The organism is Pradoshia sp. Z4_20 (assembly GCF_058216035.1).
Genome location: NZ_JBZAJD010000017.1, coordinates 1 through 19698, shown reverse-complemented (window position 1 = coordinate 19698; position 19698 = coordinate 1). Strand labels below are relative to the sequence as shown.

Here is a 19698-nt window from a genome sequence, read left to right as displayed (position 1 = left end):
CCGCCATAATTGTAACTTGAGAGAAAAGTGTGGTCAAGCAATAGTTCTTAAAATCATCTTCTCCCATTGTTCTTGAAAATTTCGCCAATCCATTTCAATTTTTTCTCCAGAATAAATGTGTTTTTCATATGCATGCGTTAGCCTATTCATATCTGATGATCCGAAGAAACGATCCACGTAAATCGCATACTCTCTCAGGGTCTGTCCAGGCTTTCTTTTTATTCCATACCGATTTAATTCTCTAAGCAATTGCATATAGGCATTTGAATAATTCGGCTTTTTCATAAGCCTCTTATAATAAAACACCCAAATGTGCGGCATCCATTTTCCTCTGATTCTATATAACAAAACAGCCGCTCCACCTAATACCAAAATCACCACTAGAGCTTTCTTCCAATGTTCCGCTACTTTATCTTTGATTGTTCCAAACGTAAACTGGGAAGCTGTATCCTTTGTTTCGACCGGCTTTTCTGGCTCCTTGTTTTCTGGTTGATTCGTTTCTGGGGTAACCTGCGTTTCCTCCTGATCATTGCTGACCTCCTGAGAAGCTGTAAACCGTACTTCAGAACTAAAGCCCTTCGTTGGTTCAAAAGGAACCCATCCTACGCTGGGAAAATAAACTTCAGGCCAGGAGTGTGCATTATTATTCGTGATCACGTAGCGAGACTCGCCCAACTGCTGATCATAAACTAAATCACCTGCCGTATATCCCTTTACCCAACGCGCCGGGATTCCGAGTGAGCGAACCAATACAACCATGGCACTTGAAAAGTTATCACAGTATCCTATTTGTGTTTCAAATAAAAATTGATCTACATAATCCTGGCTTTCCTCAGGATAAGGAACATCTTCTTTACTATAAGTAAATTGTTCACCTTTTAAATAATCCTCAATCGCTTTGACTTGATCGTACATACTGTTGGATCCTGTCTTTTCTGCAAGCTCTATTGCTAAGCTTGAGACACGCTCCGGAACATAATCAGGAAGACCTAGCGATTGGCTTATTAGTGAATCCATTTCCATTTCATACAAATCATTTATTTCATCCTGTTGGAGTACATCCAGATAATAGGTTGGGCTTCTAAATTGCATGCCCACCTTTTTTAATTCGTTTTTATTCGTATCCTCCTCATATATCGGAGTAATCTCAGAAGAGTCACCTGAATACAATACACTAGAAAAAACTGACTCATCCTCAGGATTCAGGTTATAAATTTGCTCGATAGCCATGGGGCTTGGATAAGGAATATGGCCATGGTCTATCTCAAATTCCAGTTCTGCCGTTGACACTGTATTCGTATTTCCCCCCCTGTAATCGTATAGCATAGTTGGTTCTGATTCTAATATCGTTTGACCCATACCATAATCTGCACCAGTTTCCCATCCTTTGCCCGTATAAACATTTTTATTTTCAATTTTCCAATACGTACGGACAGATGAGGAAGCCCTAAACACTACCCCATCATCGCCAACAAAATCGCCACCTAATTTGCTGTCATCCTTGTCATACCCTATCCTTTTTTGAGTAGATCCAAATTTCTCTGAGGTTGATTTAATAAAGGAAATAGGATCAGGCCATATTGCCTGTGGCTTTGGAGCAAAGAAACCAATGACTACCGCAAATACAATCATGCTGGATAAAGGAATAAGCCAACGGATAGCAGTTCGATTGGTATAATGGATGTTCTCCCCAATTAGCAAACGTACTAACGCGAGCATGCCAAGGATTGCAAATCCAATAACGACTACTCGTACAATCGCTTGATTACTATCATAGGTTGTAAAGGTATCTAGAACTGTTACATAGATAAATGTCATAAACAAAAACAGGAACAATCGCTGTTTCACTTGTACCCAATAATGAATTAAATAGGTAAACATCCATATTAAAATGAAGAAAAGAAACGTTCTGAATTCAGGACTTAACCCTTGCCAATCCGTTGAAAATACAGAGAACAATCCCTCTTTTATATCGATGAAGAAAGCGCGTATCCAACTGTCTTCTGTCAAATAGAATTCAGGACGATAAAAAATCAGATAAAGACTCATACCTATATAAACGGATAAAGCAGGAGTCATGATTTTCCAGGACACTCTGAATGCATACATCACCAATGAAACGGCTGCAAAAATAATAAAATACTTAATTTGGCTTGTGTTTGTCACTTCTCCAACTGGTCTCATCCACTCTATTAGCATAATAAAAGCAAACAGGAATAACAGAAGACGTATACCGGGATGCAGGTTATTCGTTTTCATTTTCATCTGCCGCCCCTCTCTTCAAAAACTCCCCAATCCTCTCGATTTCGAATAATAGACATTTTCGCTCCATGATTTATTCCAAAGGTATAGGCCTCTTGTTCAGCCTTATTGAGTACATGGGAAGATTCACAGAAAAATAGAATATACAAGGAATGGATTCCTCCAGCAAGGTTGGTATATGCTTTTACGAATGGTAAATGTAAAACAGAAGTAACAACAATAAGAGATGCATTTGGCGGTATAAATCTTGTCTGAGGTGTATAAAATCTTGGGGAACTTACATCAATTTTTGGCGAAGCTTTTATTTTAGCCATAAAATTCAAGGCTTTATGAACATATCCTTTTCCTTCCTTTACTTCTAATAGGTTATCCAGTCCACCTCCACCAGCCCAGAGACCCAATTTCATCCCCTTAGTCAAACCAATTTCAGCGATTGATGCACTAAAGGTCACCATTTCTTCAAAAACAGAGTGGTCACTCTCACAATTTATTAAAAGAAAGAAGTCACTGCTGTGTTTTTCTTCAAAGTTTTTAGTTTTGAGCCCGACGCCCCTTGCACTTGATTTCCAGTCAATGACGGTCATACGATCACCCGGAGCATAATCTCGAATACCAGAAACCATCGCTGTTTCATTTCTGATTTTATAGGAATTTGTGCGCTTGCCTTGTTCATAATCACCGAGAACCTGTCTTAATGGCAAAGGAACCGTTGCAGGAAGTACAAGGATTTTTTTATCGGAATCTATCATTCTACTCTTCTCAATTAACCCGAGAATATCTCCTGTTCTTATTTCAAGCTTATTAAAGGTATGCTCTCCTCTTGGCATACTCTTAATGTTATAGGACAATTCTATTCTTTTTCTGAATCCCGGAAAAACGATAGAACTGATTTTTTCCCTTCCGAGTAGGATTTCCAGCCTTTCCGGTAATAGTTCATGAATGAGCAGGTAGGCAATCGGAACCGGCATATTCCTTTTAATAATAATTTTCATAACTACTGGGTCACCGGCCGTTAATTCCTGATCACCTAAGACCCGCTCTACTGTAAAATCACTTAATGGATAGACAAAAATCATTAGAGCATACAAGGCGAACGGAAGAAAACTATAAAAAAGGAACCAGCTGACAAACCCTCCCTGGAACATGGCATATGTGAACGTCATAATTAGTAAAAGCAGGAGAATGACAAATTTCCACCACTTTTCCCATTTATTTAACGTCATTCTTATAAATTTCATTTTTAATTCACTTGCCTTTGTACCGGTACAGGCGTCCTTGCTAAAATTTCATCGAGAATAACTTGAGCATTGAATCCATCATAAACCGATTCAGCCTTCACGATCATACGATGATTAAATACATATGGAAGTAGAAATTGTACATCATCTGGTATACAGTAATCACGATTATGCATAAAAGCCCAAGCCTGCGAAGCCTTCATAAGAGCAACCGTTCCACGTGGGCTTACGCCTAAATAAACTCGATTATCGTTCCTCGTTTTCACAGCCAGTTCTACAATATACCGCGCAATCATATCATCCACATATACAGATTGGATTTCCTCCTGCAGCTTCACCATTTCATCAACAGTAATTACAGGATTTAAATCTTCAACAGAAGCAAGCATTTTTGCATTTGTCAAAATCGCCAATTCATCAGCCATCTCCGGATAACCCATTTTCATTTTAAGTAAAAATCGGTCCAGCTGCGCTTCTGGTAAAGAATAGGTACCTTCATATTCAATTGGGTTTTGGGTGGCCATAACAAAGAATGGATTGGCCAATTTGTGTGTCACGCCATCAACGGTAACTCTATGTTCCTCCATTGCTTCCAGCAAGGATGACTGTGTTTTGGGAGATGTTCGATTGATTTCATCAGCCAATATGATATTCCCCATAATAGGCCCGGGACGAAAGATAAATTCATGCTCTTTCGGATTATAGATGGAAATACCGGTTACATCAGATGGCAATAAATCCGGTGTAAACTGAATACGCTTATAATCAGCCTGAATTGATTTGGCAATAGACTTAACTAACATAGTCTTCCCAACACCGGGTACATCCTCAAGCAATACATGTCCTTTTGCCAAAAGGGCTGTAATGCTTAACTTAGCAACCTCTCTTTTACCGATAATCACTTTCTCTATATTTTGGATAATCTTATCTATCATAGGATTTAGTTTTTCATTCACGCCATATTCCCCCTCTACTTATAACCTTATTGTTATAATATTCTGTATTAACAGTCAATAACTTTATTGTAAATATTTTGTAGAAAAGGGGTTTAATCATTCAAGAAAGAGCGAAATAAGACCCAAAATAAAAAAAGGAGAGATTTCCCCCCCCTTTTAATAAAGATAAGCTTTAGTTTTACTACTGATGGGTTTCTACTCAAGTTATGTTTTATGAAGTCTCTTGAATGTAAACCTACCAAATAACATCTTGATTTTTAAACATAAAAACGATTAACAGACTAATTCCGCAACATTTCTTTAGCTTGCAGAACCAGTTCCCTATCCCGCTCATAGTAGAGCTCCAACAAATCTTGATATAGTTCTCTATTATGAACGCTGTTCAAATCTGCTTTAATTGAATCCCACTGGTCTCCGAATGTCGATTTTGAAGCGATCAAGTTTTGGTACATATTCTCCTTCGTATATATGGAGAGGATCTTTTTTATTTTCCTATATTTAAAGAACGATAGCTTATTACGAGATTTCTTCAATTTGTCTAATAGAACCTTATTATTATTAAATTCATCCAATTGGTTTTTGATTTGAAGAAATAGGAGTAAATCCATCATAGCTCCAATAGAGTACATACTTTCTTTATCGTTGATTCTGTCCCCCCGGTATGGCGGAGGCAAACAGTCCAGCATTAAAAACCGTTTCACCAATTTTGGAAAAGGTATCAGCTCCTGCTGAAACTTTCACACTTGTCTCTGCATTACTATTAAATGTATCAGCTGTCTCAATTAGAGAATCTACTGCATTAACCGCTGAAAAAGCTGTACTTATCCCGGCTGTCGCGATATTCAACTTTGATAATATCCCCAATGTTGATGCACCAGTACTGCCCGTATTAAGAACGGTTGGAATAATATCGGTAGCTGCATCAGCAGCTGAGGTTGCTCTGGTAGCTAATGTGTATGCCTCAGCAGTATCATAAATCCCAAATCCCATATCAACAGCAGTATTCATATCTTCAACATAATCAAACCAAGTGCCATCTCCAACTCCTAATTTAATTCCATTTACCAGGATGTTTGTTAGATAGTTTGGTCTCCCAAATACACTGCTTGGTTTAAATTGATCACCTTGCTGCAGTACATCTACTGTAAAACTGACTTGCCCATTTATTATAGTATTCCCTACAAAGTCAATGGTTTTCCACGTATCTGGTTCATTACCCTCTATTCCTTCACTCCCACCACTAGGAGCATTGCTGTTTATTGGACCAGGAGAAAGCGAAGAGCCTGGTAATAGTCCACCCGGATGAGTTGAATTGGAGTCACCACCTATCTTACTGCCAGGTAATATTACGCCTGGATAGGTAGGATTGCCATTTCCATCTGTTCTATTATGATTATGGCCAGGTAAATAATCCGGTACTTTATAAGGCGGTTGGACAGGGCCTATTCCTGGCAGGCCGTTTTCCATATCTGGGATATTTCCCGATTGGCCATTAGGAGAGCCGGACTGCGGCTCTCCACCCGTTCCTATATCTCCATGCCAAGATTTATTCTCCCAAGATTCCCCCTCCCATGGTTCCCCTCTCCATGGTGTTCCGGACCATGCTGCTGAACTGAATGGGATAATGAAAGATTGAAAGAGTATAAAAGCAATCGCCATCAATATGAATACCTTTTGAATAAATAATGACTTATTCAATGATAAACCTCCTAGTTATGAGGAAGCTGATAAGTCCTTGATGTATACACATTCCCATTATTTCAGTTATAAATAAAACCTCCACTTGATGCAAAAGCGGAGGTTACAAGTCTAGTTGAATATTTGATGTAAGGATTATCCACCCTTTGCTCTAATAATATTTAGGTGATTTGTCCTCATCGCTGGAAGAGCAAGTCCAACAATTAGGATCTCATAAGGGAAACCTCCACCAGCAAAGAAGTCAAAAATCGCAATAGGTACAAGAAGGACATAAAAGAAAATCATAAAATATTTATAAAATTTACTCCATCGTTTTTCCTTCTTACTCACCTATAATCATCTCCCATACTTTTATTTGATAAATCAGTAGTTCCCTAAGATATAGATAAAGATGGAATAGAAATTCATTAGCTCCTGATTAAAACTTTACGTTCCTCTAACTCTTTCATTTCATGGTTTTTGTACCTTTGAATGGAGGAATCAAGAAGATTGTAAAATGTTTCTTTAGTTGCTGGATATTGACTCCAATTTAATTCACCTTCATCAAAGATTGATTGAAAGTCTTTTTCAGCATCAGGCCCACAATATTTATAAAGTTTTTCTTTTATATATAAATAATCCTTTGATTTAAATCTTGATTTTGTTTGTTTAACCGTTTTTAATAAATGTCTGTTGGCTTCTAATTGTTCATACTGACGTTTTACTTGCAGATACATAATCAAATCCATTTTAGGCAACAGGTCTAATAGCTGAACTCGATCCTCTACTGTAAATGAACGTTCCTTATCAACTCTCTTACCAAGATCAGTAAATGTCTCATAAAAGTTGTTCTTCATCTCCTGGCACCACAGAATGTATTCAGAAAACCCCTTAAAACTGGTTAATAGTTTCTTTTCCTCTTCATTTTCTGCCCAAATTTCCAATACATTGTTCATTTGTTCCAATGTATTATGAATGGCGTCTGTCGCATTAATCCTCGGCCTAACAATATCTTGGATTTTTAAAACTCCTCCAATAAAGGACAGGTAATGATCAAGCACAAACACCTTCTCATCATAGGAACTTTCCACGCTTGATATAATGACGTAGCCACTTCTTTTTTTACCCGGGAATTTTTTGTATTCTGCAAGCCACCAATTTTTAGATTGATAATTAAAACAATAATTAATAACGGTACATTTCTCTAATAACTTTTTATGTTTTTTTGCGATCTCTTCAGCTTCTGATTTAATCATTTGGATCCCCCTAATTTGTATACAAAAAGCGATGAGTATATAGAGCAAATTCTATCTAAGAAAATGCACCTTTAATGGAATTAAACATTGATCCTATTTTTTCCCCGACCTTCTTAACTCCTTTTTTAATTGAGCCATCTGCTATACCTTTAACCAGCTTCGATGCTCCCCATAATACTGCACCACCTGCAACCATATATGCTCCTACTAACTGCCCCCCGGGGATAGCACCTGCCACGACGCCAGAGTTCATTAATACTTCTCCAATTGATGCCGTAGTATCTGCTCCAGCAGCCACCGTTTTAGCAGAACGCCAACCATTTTCCTTTACTGAATCATAGGTACTAATACCATTTTTAACGGTGTCTATCGTGGAAAAGACTGTACTTATTCCTGCAGCACCAACATTAAGTTTAGACAACATTCCAAAAGACGCGGATGGTGGTGGGTTAGTAGAAGAACCAAATATAGAATCAAATGTAGACAAATCTTGCCCGCTTTGAATTAAGTTCCTATATTTCCTTGCATCTGTAATACCATCTATGCCCGTATACACTTTATCAGCGATCTCATATCCACCATGTAAATAATTGTAACCCGATGAATCTCCAACCCCTAATTTTATGCCATTGAGCAAAATGCCAGCAAAACTATTGGGTTTCAATAAACTAAACTTACCGCTTTCTATTTCATATGCTCCTTTTACTTGACCACCAATAACATCATTCATTATAAATTTTGTCGCTTCATAGGGGTCTATGTCAATTTTATCCTGTCCATTCCCTTCAATCGCAGGTGAACTCCCTTGAATTCCTTCATTCGACCAAGGCTTGCCCGTTTCTGGGTTAATTCCATTGGTTTCACCATTAGTCCATGGCTTGCCTGTCGCCGGATTGATTCCACTAATATCATCACCAGTCCATGGCTTGCCCGTCGCTGGATTAATTCCACTAATATCGTCACCAGTCCATGGCTTACCTGTCGCAGGGTTGATTCCACTAATATCATCACCGGTCCATGGCTTTCCCGTTGCCGGATTAATTCCACTGATGTCGTCACCAGTCCACGGTTTGCCTGTGGCTGGATTTATTCCGTTTATCTTATCACCGGTCCACGGCTTGCCCGTCGCCGGGTCTATCGGACTGACACCATCACCTGTCCATCCATCCTGGTTCCAATTATCCTGATCCCAGCCCTCTTGAGTCCATCCATCACGCTCCCAGCCATCCTGCACCCAGCCTTTTTGCTTCCATGAATCTCCTTTCCAAGTTTCTCCTTCCCATTGCAAATCGTTGCCATTCCATGCGTCGCCTTTCCAAGCATCACCCTTCCATGCATCACCTGTCCAACTGGCTGCTGCTAACGGAATAGAAATTGATTGGAGCAGGACAAAAAATATAGCAAATACAACAAAGAGCTTTTTTACTAACTTATTCCGCATCACCTTATCCCCCTCATTCAATCAGGAAGTGTTGTTTGTTTACGCAAGGTGACTGTTCTTTTCCTATTACTGTGTATTTTGATTGTATTTTTCTAGTCTCTACTTCTTAAAAACCTCAAAAGTTTCCTTATTGCAAGCTGTTTCCCCCATCTGAAGGGAGTTAAGAACTGTACAACCACTGTCACTGACCCCATATCACTCCATTATCGACTTCATTCGATAGCTGGATCGTTTCATCATTTATCCCATCAAGGTAGGATAAAAAACCGATTTCCGGACCTGCTCCGGTTTGAAATAGCTTTTCTTTAAAGCCATCAAACAACTTCCCTTGTCCTTCAAATTCATTTGCCGCTCTGACATAAATACGATTATCTTTAAAAAGCCGTATTTGTGCCTTTTCCAATTTCCCATCATTAGCGAGAATAACTTCCTTAGCCTTTGCTACTGTACCGGCCTTTATGGAGTGTTCATAGTTATCAATTAGTATCTCTTTCAGCCTTTTTTTGCCCAAGCCACTACTAAGCTCTTCGCTCAGAACTTCATCAATCGCCATTATATGAACTTCATTTGTGCTTTTTTCTGGATAGCTGTTAGCCAGTTCAGTTTTTTTTCGTTCAACCATCTCTTTGATCTTTAGTTTAGTAATCGGATTTACCTCAAGAGCATCTTCCGAATCCGAGTCAGGCTGCGGAAGATTTTCTTCATCAGTTCCATCAAACTCTGCCACAAGATTCCACACTCTATCGTAAAACTCTGCTGTTGCCGCCAAACTTGCCTGTTGTGAACTTGTAAACGCTTGTTCTTTGACAGCATAAACTTTGGCATAGTTATACAGAACAATGAACATAATCATCATTACGCTTAACATACCGAGAATAAAAAGTGTCGTACTTCCATCCTCATTCAATCGTTTCCTCATTCAATCACCTTACCGCTCGCTTCACTGGAGAATGCCAGGGAAGGAGCGCCATTTGGAAATAATTTATCCGGGAAGAAGATTAGTTCTATATTTACTGAAACTTTAGCTGTAAATGTATCTGAACTTGTCACTGATGTTTGCGCACTATTAAAGGTAAGATATTTAGCCCCCGTCTGGACTGTTTTCTCCGCTGCAGCTCTTGCCTGATCCCATTCACCTGTTATGGAGTATACCTTAGCAGCCTCATTGACAGCTGACTGTGTGACAATGACTCCATGGACTCCGACAACGAATTGCCAAATAATCAGCATTAGCATAAAAACAAGAGGTACCATACCCAAAAATTCGAGAGTAGCAGAACCATTCTCACGCTGGATTAGAGCCTTCCATTTCATTAAGCCCACTCCTCCTTAGCTGATCGATTTGCCTCCAATGTATAGATTTCTTCTCTCCATTTGATAATAAAACCTGTGATGATAAGTGTGATGATTGGGAAGAAGACCAAATTTAATAGAATATGAGAAAGAATTTGTGCAGCAAAAGAAGTAGTTAATGAGAGAATTAATAGTGTAATTCCTCCAGAAATCATCAATTCAATTAAAGACATCCCTAGAATTAAGAGAAAAAGTTTAAAGAAATGCTTTTTACCTAGCCTAATTCCTGATTTCCAACTCTTCCATATACTTTTATTATCCATTGCAGCTACAAAAGGAATCGGATATAAAAGAGTTAAAATAATCAACCCCGGTAAAAGAAATAGTATAATTCCAACGGTCGTTAAAAAACTAGCAAGAATAGCAAAAACAAAAAATTGAAATCCATTAGCAAAAAAAACAAAATAAGCATTTTTCAAGCTTCCTTCATGTCCCTGGTATTCATTAAACATATATCTTATTAACGGAACTTGAGCGAAGAGCATTAAGAGAACAGTTAGAAATGTGTAGTAAATATCAGATATTATTGTCGTTCCCAACACAGTCGGTGTAACCGCATATATATAGTTTGATAACAAAGCGTGGCCTAGTAGCAGGGGAAGTATAATTGTTACTCCCAACAAGAGTATATGTTCAAATCTGCTGGTGAAAAGAGCAAATGCTTCACGAAAAGGCTTGTCCATTAATCTCCATCCCATCATATTCATTATTTATAATTCCATAATAGAAATTCTTATCTATTAAAATTTTCAATCATAACTAATTCCTTAATAAACGCACCATTTCTTGCAACTTACGCTTATCAATATTTTTATATTTTTGATGTGATGATTCCTTCAATCTTTCAAAACTGTCTATGGTAGCTATTACATCTTTCCAAATCAGCTCATCTTCATTAAACAAGGACTTTTCAAAGTCTTTTTGTGCATTTGAATCACAATATTTTTTTAAATTGGTAACAATATAATAGTAATCTTTTTTATCAAGATTATTTCTATGATTTTTCAAATGGCTCAACAATTCCCGATTCTTATGCAGTTGATCATATTGAGACTTAACTTGCAGATAAATAATTAAGTCCAGCTTACTTCCTATTAGAACTAATTGCTCCCTTTGTTCAACTGTAAACAGATGATTTTCATCAATTTTTTTTGCTATTTTGGAAAATTCATTGTTATATTCATTGGTCTTTTCTTGGCACCATAATATAAAATCAGTAAACTCATTAAACTGATCTTTCAACTTAATTTCTTCTTCACTCTTCACCCACAAATTTAAGATATCGTTCATTTTATTAAGCGTATTATTTATCTCCTCTGTCACTGCAATTCGAGGATGAACGATGGATTGTATTCCTATACAAGTACGGATAAAAGAACCGATATGATCAAGGGCAATTTCCTTTTCGTTGACACTTGAATCGCCTTCTGTAAACACTGCATATCCTTTAGGGGTATTATTAAAGCTATACTCCGCTAACCACCACTTTCTTTTATTATAAGAAAGAACAAAATGAATAATGGTAACTTTCTCAAGAAGCTTTTTATACTTTTTGGCGTATTTCTCCACTGTGGTTCTTTCCATACTTGGAACCTCTCTCTTAGCTATTTTCATATTATGTCTAAAAAAGAATGGGAGGAGGGGTAAAAGTTTTCCTCCCATTTTGAAGATGGTTTATGAAAACGCACCCCTTAATGATTTAAACCAACCTCCGACTTTCTTCTTAGCATTATTAACCCCGCTTTTTATAGAATTCCAATGCTTTGCAGCATATTTAACACCTTTTGAAACGCCCCAAATGCCTGCCCCAACAAGGACCATTGTTGCTCCAACTGCTTGTACACCTGGAAGAGCACTCGCCACAGCACCACTAGACATTAACAAAGAACCAAAGCTTTCTGTTGCACTGGCTACTGCAGTTGTTTTCTCTGTTCCTGATGCTGAACTTTTTAATACATTGATTGCTTTCGAAGTATTTTTAGCAGTATCAATCGTTGAAAAAACTGTTCCTACTACTCCTGCCGCTGCATTAAATTTTGCCAATGTACCAAATTTTGCAGCTGAATTCGCAAGAGAGGCATTCCTGTAGGCTGAGGTAAGTCCCCCCAACCCGGAATTAGCAGCATTCTGAATGGGAGAATAGGTTCTCAGCGTAGTAATTGCATCGTTAACGCTGTTTATATTATCAGCCCATAAATATGATTCATATGCCATATTAAAGGAAGAGTTCGATTCACCAAGCCCCAGCCTGAATCCATTCATCATAAGTCCATATATACTATTTGGCTTAGTCAAACTAAACTTCCCATTTTCAATTACATTTACAAATTTGACTTGCCCCGCAATTACATCTTTAGCAATATATTTAGTAAGACCATAAAGGTCAATGTTACCTTCTGAATCTGTACCATTTACCTCATCAACTGAAATACGTCCTGGAGCGTATAAATAAGGAAATCCGGTCTGTGGATTTATAAAACCATTATTTCCACCTGTGATTGAGTTAGCGCCATTGGAAGCATCCGATGACCAAGGCTTTCCTGTTGCCGGATTGATTCCACTGATATCATCGCTACTCCATGGCTTTCCGGTAGCCGGATTAATTCCGTTAATCTCATCACCAGTCCATGGTTTTCCCGTAGCCGGAATAATTCCGTTAATCTCATCGCCGGTCCACGGCTTTCCGGTAGCTGGATTAATTCCGTTGATCTCATCGCCAATCCACGGCTTTCCGGTAGCTGGATTGATTCCGTTGATCTCATCACCGGTCCATGGTTTTCCGGTGGCCGGATTAATTTCGCTGATTTTATCCCCCGTCCATGGTTCTCCTGTCGCAGGGTCTATCGGGCTGACGCCATCACCAGCCCAACCATCTTGACTCCACTTATCCTGATTCCATCCCTCTTGGGTCCAACCATCTCGCTCCCAGCCATCCTGCACCCAGCCTTTTTGCTTCCAAGAATCCCCTTTCCACTTCAAATCGGAGCCATTCCAAGCATCACCCTTCCAGGCATCCCCGGTCCAGCTGGCCGCCGCAAGAGGAATAGAGATGGAATGGAACAGGACAAATAATATGGCAAACATGACAAGGAGCTTTCTTACCAACCTATTTCGCTTCACCTTAACCTCCTTACTCATATCAGGAAGTAGTGTTTAATCAAGGTGTATGACTTTTCCTATTATTGCGTATTTTGATTGTATTTCTCTTCGATTTGTTTTTTGGTATCTTCGAGAGTTTTCGCATTTAAATTCTCGAGATCTTCTCTTATTGTCTTTCTGGCTTCATCCATTTCTTTTGCTAATTCGGATTTTCTTGAAGTTAAGTATTCTTTCTGTTCAGATGTTATAAGGTCTTTGTTTCTCAATCCATTAATAATAAAAACCATATTATTCTGTTGCTTTTGGATATTATTAGAATACTCATTATTCAAACTGTTAGTATCCAAATATCTTTTATTACGGTCTACCTTGGCATCATAATTAGCATTTTCCTTCCATTGTTTCCATTTCTCTAAAGCATTTTTAGCCTTATCAAATTCCGACTTTAGTTGATTACTGTTATGAACATTCGTATAAGTTCCATTCGATGCAGTTGCCATTTCTTTCAATTGTTTCTGTCCTTCTGAATCGACACCAAAACCAATAATATTAATGACAGGTTGCAAATCAGACTCTCCAAGTTTTTTAGCAGCTTCTACAGGGTTCCCATCACAGGTTTCAATTCCATCACTAACCACGTATATCATGTTCGTATTTTTATCACTCTTAAACTCTTTTAAATCATTCTGAGCATCCATCAACGACTGAGCCAAAGGAGTCCAACCAGCAGGTTCAAAGGAACTCAATGCTTGGTTAAACTCTTTTTCCTTGTAGGATCCAAACTTATAAACTAACTCACTGCTATCACAAGATAATTTTTTATCACTGTCCTTACTTGTTCCTTTATGACCATATACTCGAAGGGCAACATTGGCTTTTTCAGGCGCACTCATTAAGAATTGCTGAATCGCTTCCTTCGCTACAACCATTCTTGTTTTACCATTAGTTATATTAGCCATACTCCCACTAGAATCTAAGATAACCTCAATATTGTAATTTTCCTTAAATTGATATCGACTATCTTCTATTTCAGGATCACCAAAGGAACTCACCTTCCAACTATCTATAACCGTTTGTGGGTCTGTAACATCTACAGAAACCTGACTTACTATATAGTTAAACACTTTGTCTAATTCCTCTTCCGTAGCATTCTCTGGAATACCTTCCATCACCTTCAAAAATTCTTGATAGGATTCTGGATTCGAATCGTAGCTGATATCTGCATAAGGTCCTTGAGGTTGGTTAGCTAAATATTCCGGACTCATCTTTACTTCTGGAGCAGCTTCAAATTTTTCAATCCATGAAGTTTCTTCAACTGAGACATTTTCTTTTGGTATAGCATTCTCCGGATCTGTTTCTTCTACACTGTTCACTTCTTCAGTACTATTTTCTTTAGGCTTCTCATTTACTTCTGTTTCTTTTTCTTGATCAGTGCATCCTGATATAAACAAAGCAGCAACTGCTATTAGCACCCATTTTTTCAAGACCCCATACCTCCTAGTTTTTGTTGTATAATTATCAATCAGCAACCATTTTATCTAGAAGGCTAGTAAACTTAGTTTTAACAGTTTCACCAAGGTCTCCCCCAGCAAACGCTGTCGAAATAACCCCAACCAAAATAACAATAACCGCTGCAATCCCAATCCATTCCAAAGTCTGAGATCCTCTTTCGTTTTTCACCAATCCACCTAGCTTAGTTGTTGCCTTTACGTACATTCCTGTTAAATAATTCATTTCCATTCCTCCTATTATTCTTATAATTTTTATTATTTTAAACTCCCTTTGGGAGGGGGTTACTTAAATAAACTTCCAATGCTGTTTTCACCATAAATCATATTTAAGACCATTAATCCTGCAATGATCATAAGTGATACAGGTGCTACTACAAAGGTGGTTACCATTGTTACTTTTGGAGAAGCCTTGGCTGCGAGTTCTTTAATTTTCTCTTCGCGGAATTGCCTCATGTCCTCGGCTTGTACTTTAAATGTCGTTGCGATTGGCACTCCCAGCTTTAATCCTTGTATCAGAGATTTTATTAATCCCTGGAATTCCTTATTATCATTTCTCTCCAACAGACCTCTGTATGCCATCTCACGAGGAACACCTAAATCAATCTCATGGTTAAAACGGGAGAATTCCTCGTGTAGCGGTCCTTCAAAATAACGGATAACCTCACGTAAGGTTTGATCCAGACTGACACCAGCCTGCAAACTGGTACTCACTGTATCTAGGAAGTCAGGTAAATCATGTCTTAATGCTTCCTGACGTTTTCTAGCTGCCTGCTTCAACAGAATAATAGGAGCCATATACCCAATTAGCGGCATAAAGATCGGACCAAATTGAGCCAACGGAAATCCTAGAATTAAAAAGATCAAAGAACCAAAGAAAAGCGTAACAGCCAACCAAATTTTCAGACCCTGGAATCTGTCCAGTGTTAAATTATAGGGACGTCCTGATTTTCTGAGCAAGTCTTCAATATCTTTATTTTCACTAAAGAAGTTTATCCGTTTCCCTAGTTCAGCAAAATCATCCGAATAACTGAGAAGTTTATCAGTAAGTTTTGAGTTCTTTTTCTTCTTTTTAGGAACACCCAAATACCCTTCATGGACCGTTTCTGCAATATGGCCAATGAGTCCCCTTTTCTCATTTAAATAGCGGGAATAATGACGGATCGTTAATGTAAAAAACAACCAAAATAACAGCACACATAAAATAATTAGAGCATCCATAATTTACACCTTTATATTCGTGATTTTTCGAATCAAGAAAAACGAAAGTACAACACCCGCTGCAAACAAAACAAGTAATACAATTCCCGGTCCAGTCCATAGCGGATCTACAAAGCCATCCACTGAAGCGTTCATAATCAAGACGAGAAACACAGGCATTGCCGGAACAATAAATGAAATATATTTTTGCTCGGCTGTCATGGTTTTAATAGATTGATTAAGGATTTTGCGATCCTCAAGTGTGTTGGACATGGATTCTAGGATCGCTGCCAAGTTACCACCAGTTTTCTTCTGAATGAGCAACGTCGCTATAAACAGTTGGAAATCCCGTGATTTATTTTGTTTTTGAATAGAACGCAGGGCGTATTCCAATGGGACCCCCAATTTCAACTCCTGCGAAATTCTTTTAAATTCTTTTCCTGCCGGTGCGGGTGTTTCTTTCGCCACCAAATCGATTCCCTGAGTTAGTGTCATACCCGATCTGGCCGCATTTCCGAGCAAACGACAGATATCTGCCAGTTGGTCATTAAAGCGTTCTTCATATTTATTTTTCCGGACCATGAATAAACCGGAATGGGCACCTAGTAAAATCAATATAGGTATGATTACACTAAGAGGGAAGGGGATTTTAAACATATTTGTAAAGACCAAAACTAGTCCCAGGAATCCAAGCAGATGAAAGCCAAGATATTCAGATGGGGTTAATATAAGATTTGCATTATGTAATTTCTCTGCTAAAACTTTAGCCCGATCTGTTTTGTCGTATTTATCACCCAAACCGACAATAAAGCTTTTACGTTTTTCTTCTGGATACCAGGTTGCCAGCTTCTGTTTCCATTCACGTTTTTGGGCACGGTAGCCAAGATAAAAATAAATGCCAACTATAAAAGCCAACATAGCCACACCAGCAGTGAGAGGGATGTAAAGCATTTCATTCATACACCAATTCCTCCTCCTTTGGCCTAAAGATTACTTCATCCAAGTGAATACCGAATATACGAAGTCTCTCGAGTGCTTTAGGAACTAAGCCTGTTGCAGTATGGTATCCCAATACCTCTCCATTCGCTCCCATACCTGTACGTTTAAAATGAAAGATATCTCTGATTTGAACTTTATTTTGTTCATCAACGCTTACTTCAGATATATGGGTGATTTTCCTTTTCCCATCTGATAAACGCTCAGCTTGAATGATATAATCCAAAGCCCCTACAATATACTCCCTTACAATATGTGACGGTAAATCCATTCCCGCCATAATTACCATTCCTTCAACCCTGCTCAGTGCATCTGATGGGGAATTGGCATGCACAGTCGTCAACGATCCTTCATGACCGGTATTCATAGCCTGCAGCATATCAAATGCTTCCGATCCCCGTACCTCTCCGACAATAATCCTGTCAGGACGCATCCGTAGGGCATTTTTTACTAATTGTCGGATCGTAATTTCCCCACGTCCCTCAACATTTGCAGGTCTTGCCTCCAGTCCGACTACAGATCCCCGATTTAATCGTAGTTCAGCTGAATCTTCTATTGTAATAACTCGTTCATGAATCGGTATGGACTTTGCAACAGCATTCAGAAAAGTAGTTTTCCCACTTCCTGTTCCTCCAGAAATCAGCACATTCATTTTTGCTTCAACTATGGCCTGAAGGAAGGTCGCCATAGTTTCATCTAGAGAATCAAAATTCAATAAATCCTGCATCTCAAATGGTGTTTTACGAAATTTACGGATAGAAACCAATGTCCCGTTTAAACTGATTGGCGGGATAACAGCGTTTACACGGCTGCCATCCGGAAGACGAGCATCGACCATTGGAGAACTTTCATCTATCCTTCTCCCAAGAGGAGCAACCACTCGGTCAATAATATGTCTAACATGGGCTTCGTCTCTAAAATTGACATCTGATCGTTGCAATCTTCCCTGTTTTTCAATAAAAACTTCAGCGGGGCCATTAATGAGTATTTCTGTAATTGAATCATCATTGAGCAACGGCTCTAATGGACCAAAACCCACTGATTCGTCGATAAGCCTAGCTAACATCGTCTCTTTATCGTACCGCGGGATCACAACTTTTTCTTCAGACATAAATGCGCTGATTAAGCGTTCGATTGTGAGCCGCTTTTCGCCTTCAGATAATGCTGTTAGCGTATCTAAATTGGTTTCAGTTAGAAGTCTGGTTTTGTAATGTTCAACCAATTCATCGATATAGGGATTTGATTGCAAGGAATTATACGTAACCTCTTTTTCAATTGTTACGTCCCTTTTTTTATTAAAAAGTGCCATAATCTGCTCTCCTTCCAAATCGCCATTCGATTATTTCAATAAGCCGGCAACCCATTTTTGAACATCCTTCGCTACTGCAGGGAGCCGCTTTTCCTTAGCTTCTTTTCGAATAGGTTCACCTTTATTAATGGAATGAAGAACACCCTTTATATCCTTTTTAATTTCTGCGGCAATCGGATATTGAATGAATCTACTTAAATCTTTGCCATTTAATTCGCTATCTTTTCCTGTTTTATTGATAATGATTTCCATACGTTCATCTAAATGAATTCCCAGGCGTTTGAAGAGTTCCTCTACACTTTTAAACACACGTATGGAAGGAGTATCAGGTGTAATAACATAGAAGATTTTATCTGCTTCTTCAATTGCAGCAAATGAGGCAATATCAATGTAGCTAGGTATGTCAATAATGACAAAATCAAAACTTCTCTTGCAAGCTCTGATTAGACGTTGAACATAGTCTTCATCTATGGACTCTGCAACTTCTGTGTCTCTTGGACTCAATAAGACTTCAAGTCTCGAAAACTTCTCTTTCTCCGTCACGTTTCGAATATGGCTGTCATTAATCTCTTGTATGACAGGTTTCAAATCGGCAAGTGAACGGTTCGTTTCAATCCCAAGATAAGTTTCAATTCCTCCGTACTGCAAATTTAAATCCAGTAAGATTACTTCCGCAGTTGAATCGAGCTTCAAGGTTTGAGCAAAGGCGGAACTAATGAAGGTCGTACCGCTTCCCCCTTTTCCACTATAAAATGCCAAAACTTCTCCTCGTCCCCTTGAAAAGATAGACGAATTTACAGCCCCGCTCGCTTTGTTAGTTTTGGTCATTTCTTTTAACGTTTGAAGCCTTTCTGATAATAAATTAATTTCATCGGGGATAACTAAATAATCCAATGCGCCCGCACGCAAAACTTCTCTCACTAATTGAAAATCCTGAATGGAATTCAAAAACATAACCAGCGTTTCAGGACTTGTCCTTTTAATCTTTTGTATGACCTCTATTACTGGCGCTTCCTGTCGATTGAGAACTAAAGCAATACCTATGTGCTCGCCATCTTCTAACTGCTGGATAACACGGCTGGTTGATACCAGTGTAAATTTGGGATACTCAGACAAAATATCCTTTATAGCTGTATAAATACTATTATCTTCATCTCCTATTACCAGCAATGATAATTCTTCATTCATAAAACCTTCCCCCGCCATCTCTAGAAAATAGGTACAAACTAATTTGTTTTTTATTCTTTCTCTTTATCCTTAGATGTATCTTTTCCAGGATCTGCTTCCTTATTTTTTTCATCTGCTTCAGTCTTTTTTACCTTTGGCTCCTTCTTTTCTACCGGTTTTTGCTCAACTACTGCCTCTTCTGTTACCACCGGTTCATTTTTCTTTGCGGCTTCAGG

19 protein-coding genes are annotated in these 19698 nt (G+C 38.5%); all 19 read right to left on the bottom strand.

Annotated elements, in window-relative coordinates:
* Nucleotides 1-33: 33 nt before the first annotated feature.
* Nucleotides 34-2265: a DUF4129 domain-containing transglutaminase family protein gene (locus AC4BHP_RS18660; RefSeq protein ID WP_490553746.1), complete on the bottom strand. Its 2232-nt coding sequence runs from the start codon at nucleotides 2263-2265 to the stop codon at nucleotides 34-36.
* Nucleotides 2262-3500 carry a DUF58 domain-containing protein gene (locus AC4BHP_RS18655; RefSeq protein ID WP_066109816.1) on the bottom strand — a complete coding sequence of 413 codons (1239 nt, stop codon included), beginning with the start codon at nucleotides 3498-3500 and terminating at the stop codon, nucleotides 2262-2264. The genes AC4BHP_RS18660 and AC4BHP_RS18655 overlap by 4 nt, the downstream gene beginning before the upstream one ends.
* Before the next feature lie 2 nt (nucleotides 3501-3502).
* A complete protein-coding gene (locus AC4BHP_RS18650) occupies nucleotides 3503-4435 on the bottom strand; it encodes an AAA family ATPase (protein ID WP_066110019.1) in 933 nt (310 codons plus the stop codon).
* 302 nt (nucleotides 4436-4737) lie between these two features.
* Entirely contained in the window at nucleotides 4738-4908 is a 171-nt protein-coding gene (locus AC4BHP_RS18645) for a hypothetical protein (protein WP_175354328.1), read from the bottom strand.
* 184 nt (nucleotides 4909-5092) lie between these two features.
* Nucleotides 5093-6154 carry a hypothetical protein gene (locus AC4BHP_RS18640; RefSeq protein WP_490553741.1) on the bottom strand — a complete coding sequence of 354 codons (1062 nt, stop codon included), beginning with the start codon at nucleotides 6152-6154 and terminating at the stop codon, nucleotides 5093-5095.
* A 135-nt stretch (nucleotides 6155-6289) separates the two neighbouring features.
* Nucleotides 6290-6484: a hypothetical protein gene (locus tag AC4BHP_RS18635; protein WP_066109823.1), complete on the bottom strand. Its 195-nt coding sequence runs from the start codon at nucleotides 6482-6484 to the stop codon at nucleotides 6290-6292.
* Between the two features lie 77 nt (nucleotides 6485-6561).
* Nucleotides 6562-7389: a hypothetical protein gene (locus AC4BHP_RS18630; protein ID WP_066109826.1), complete on the bottom strand. Its 828-nt coding sequence runs from the start codon at nucleotides 7387-7389 to the stop codon at nucleotides 6562-6564.
* Nucleotides 7390-7444: 55 nt separating this feature from the next.
* Nucleotides 7445-8830, bottom strand: coding sequence for a hypothetical protein (locus tag AC4BHP_RS18625; RefSeq protein ID WP_490553737.1), 1386 nt, complete (start codon nucleotides 8828-8830; stop codon nucleotides 7445-7447).
* 181 nt (nucleotides 8831-9011) lie between these two features.
* Nucleotides 9012-9749 carry a Tad domain-containing protein gene (locus AC4BHP_RS18620; protein ID WP_490553735.1) on the bottom strand — a complete coding sequence of 246 codons (738 nt, stop codon included), beginning with the start codon at nucleotides 9747-9749 and terminating at the stop codon, nucleotides 9012-9014.
* On the bottom strand, nucleotides 9746-10144 hold the full coding sequence (locus AC4BHP_RS18615) for a TadE family protein (RefSeq protein ID WP_140462279.1): 399 nt from the start codon (nucleotides 10142-10144) through the stop codon (nucleotides 9746-9748). The genes AC4BHP_RS18620 and AC4BHP_RS18615 overlap by 4 nt, the downstream gene beginning before the upstream one ends.
* Nucleotides 10144-10866: a hypothetical protein gene (locus AC4BHP_RS18610; protein WP_066109834.1), complete on the bottom strand. Its 723-nt coding sequence runs from the start codon at nucleotides 10864-10866 to the stop codon at nucleotides 10144-10146. The genes AC4BHP_RS18615 and AC4BHP_RS18610 overlap by 1 nt, the downstream gene beginning before the upstream one ends.
* Before the next feature lie 76 nt (nucleotides 10867-10942).
* Nucleotides 10943-11767, bottom strand: a complete 825-nt coding sequence (locus AC4BHP_RS18605; protein ID WP_066109837.1) for a hypothetical protein — start codon at nucleotides 11765-11767, stop codon at nucleotides 10943-10945.
* A 90-nt stretch (nucleotides 11768-11857) separates the two neighbouring features.
* The gene (locus AC4BHP_RS18600; RefSeq protein WP_140462278.1) at nucleotides 11858-13303 is read right to left on the bottom strand and encodes a hypothetical protein; all 1446 of its coding nucleotides are present in this window, start codon (nucleotides 13301-13303) and stop codon (nucleotides 11858-11860) included.
* Between the two features lie 59 nt (nucleotides 13304-13362).
* Nucleotides 13363-14766, bottom strand: coding sequence for a VWA domain-containing protein (locus AC4BHP_RS18595; RefSeq protein ID WP_066109843.1), 1404 nt, complete (start codon nucleotides 14764-14766; stop codon nucleotides 13363-13365).
* A 34-nt stretch (nucleotides 14767-14800) separates the two neighbouring features.
* Nucleotides 14801-15016: a hypothetical protein gene (locus AC4BHP_RS18590; protein WP_066109846.1), complete on the bottom strand. Its 216-nt coding sequence runs from the start codon at nucleotides 15014-15016 to the stop codon at nucleotides 14801-14803.
* Nucleotides 15017-15075: 59 nt separating this feature from the next.
* Nucleotides 15076-16011 (bottom strand): type II secretion system F family protein, encoded by a 936-nt coding sequence (locus tag AC4BHP_RS18585; protein WP_066109849.1) that lies wholly within the window; start codon nucleotides 16009-16011, stop codon nucleotides 15076-15078.
* A gap of 3 nt (nucleotides 16012-16014) precedes the next feature.
* Nucleotides 16015-16950 carry a type II secretion system F family protein gene (locus AC4BHP_RS18580; RefSeq protein ID WP_077248199.1) on the bottom strand — a complete coding sequence of 312 codons (936 nt, stop codon included), beginning with the start codon at nucleotides 16948-16950 and terminating at the stop codon, nucleotides 16015-16017.
* On the bottom strand, nucleotides 16943-18295 hold the full coding sequence (locus tag AC4BHP_RS18575; protein WP_066109852.1) for a TadA family conjugal transfer-associated ATPase: 1353 nt from the start codon (nucleotides 18293-18295) through the stop codon (nucleotides 16943-16945). Before AC4BHP_RS18575 ends, AC4BHP_RS18580 begins: the two co-directional genes overlap by 8 nt.
* A 30-nt stretch (nucleotides 18296-18325) precedes the next feature.
* Nucleotides 18326-19483: an AAA family ATPase gene (locus tag AC4BHP_RS18570; protein ID WP_490553725.1), complete on the bottom strand. Its 1158-nt coding sequence runs from the start codon at nucleotides 19481-19483 to the stop codon at nucleotides 18326-18328.
* Nucleotides 19484-19698: the final 215 nt, after the last annotated feature.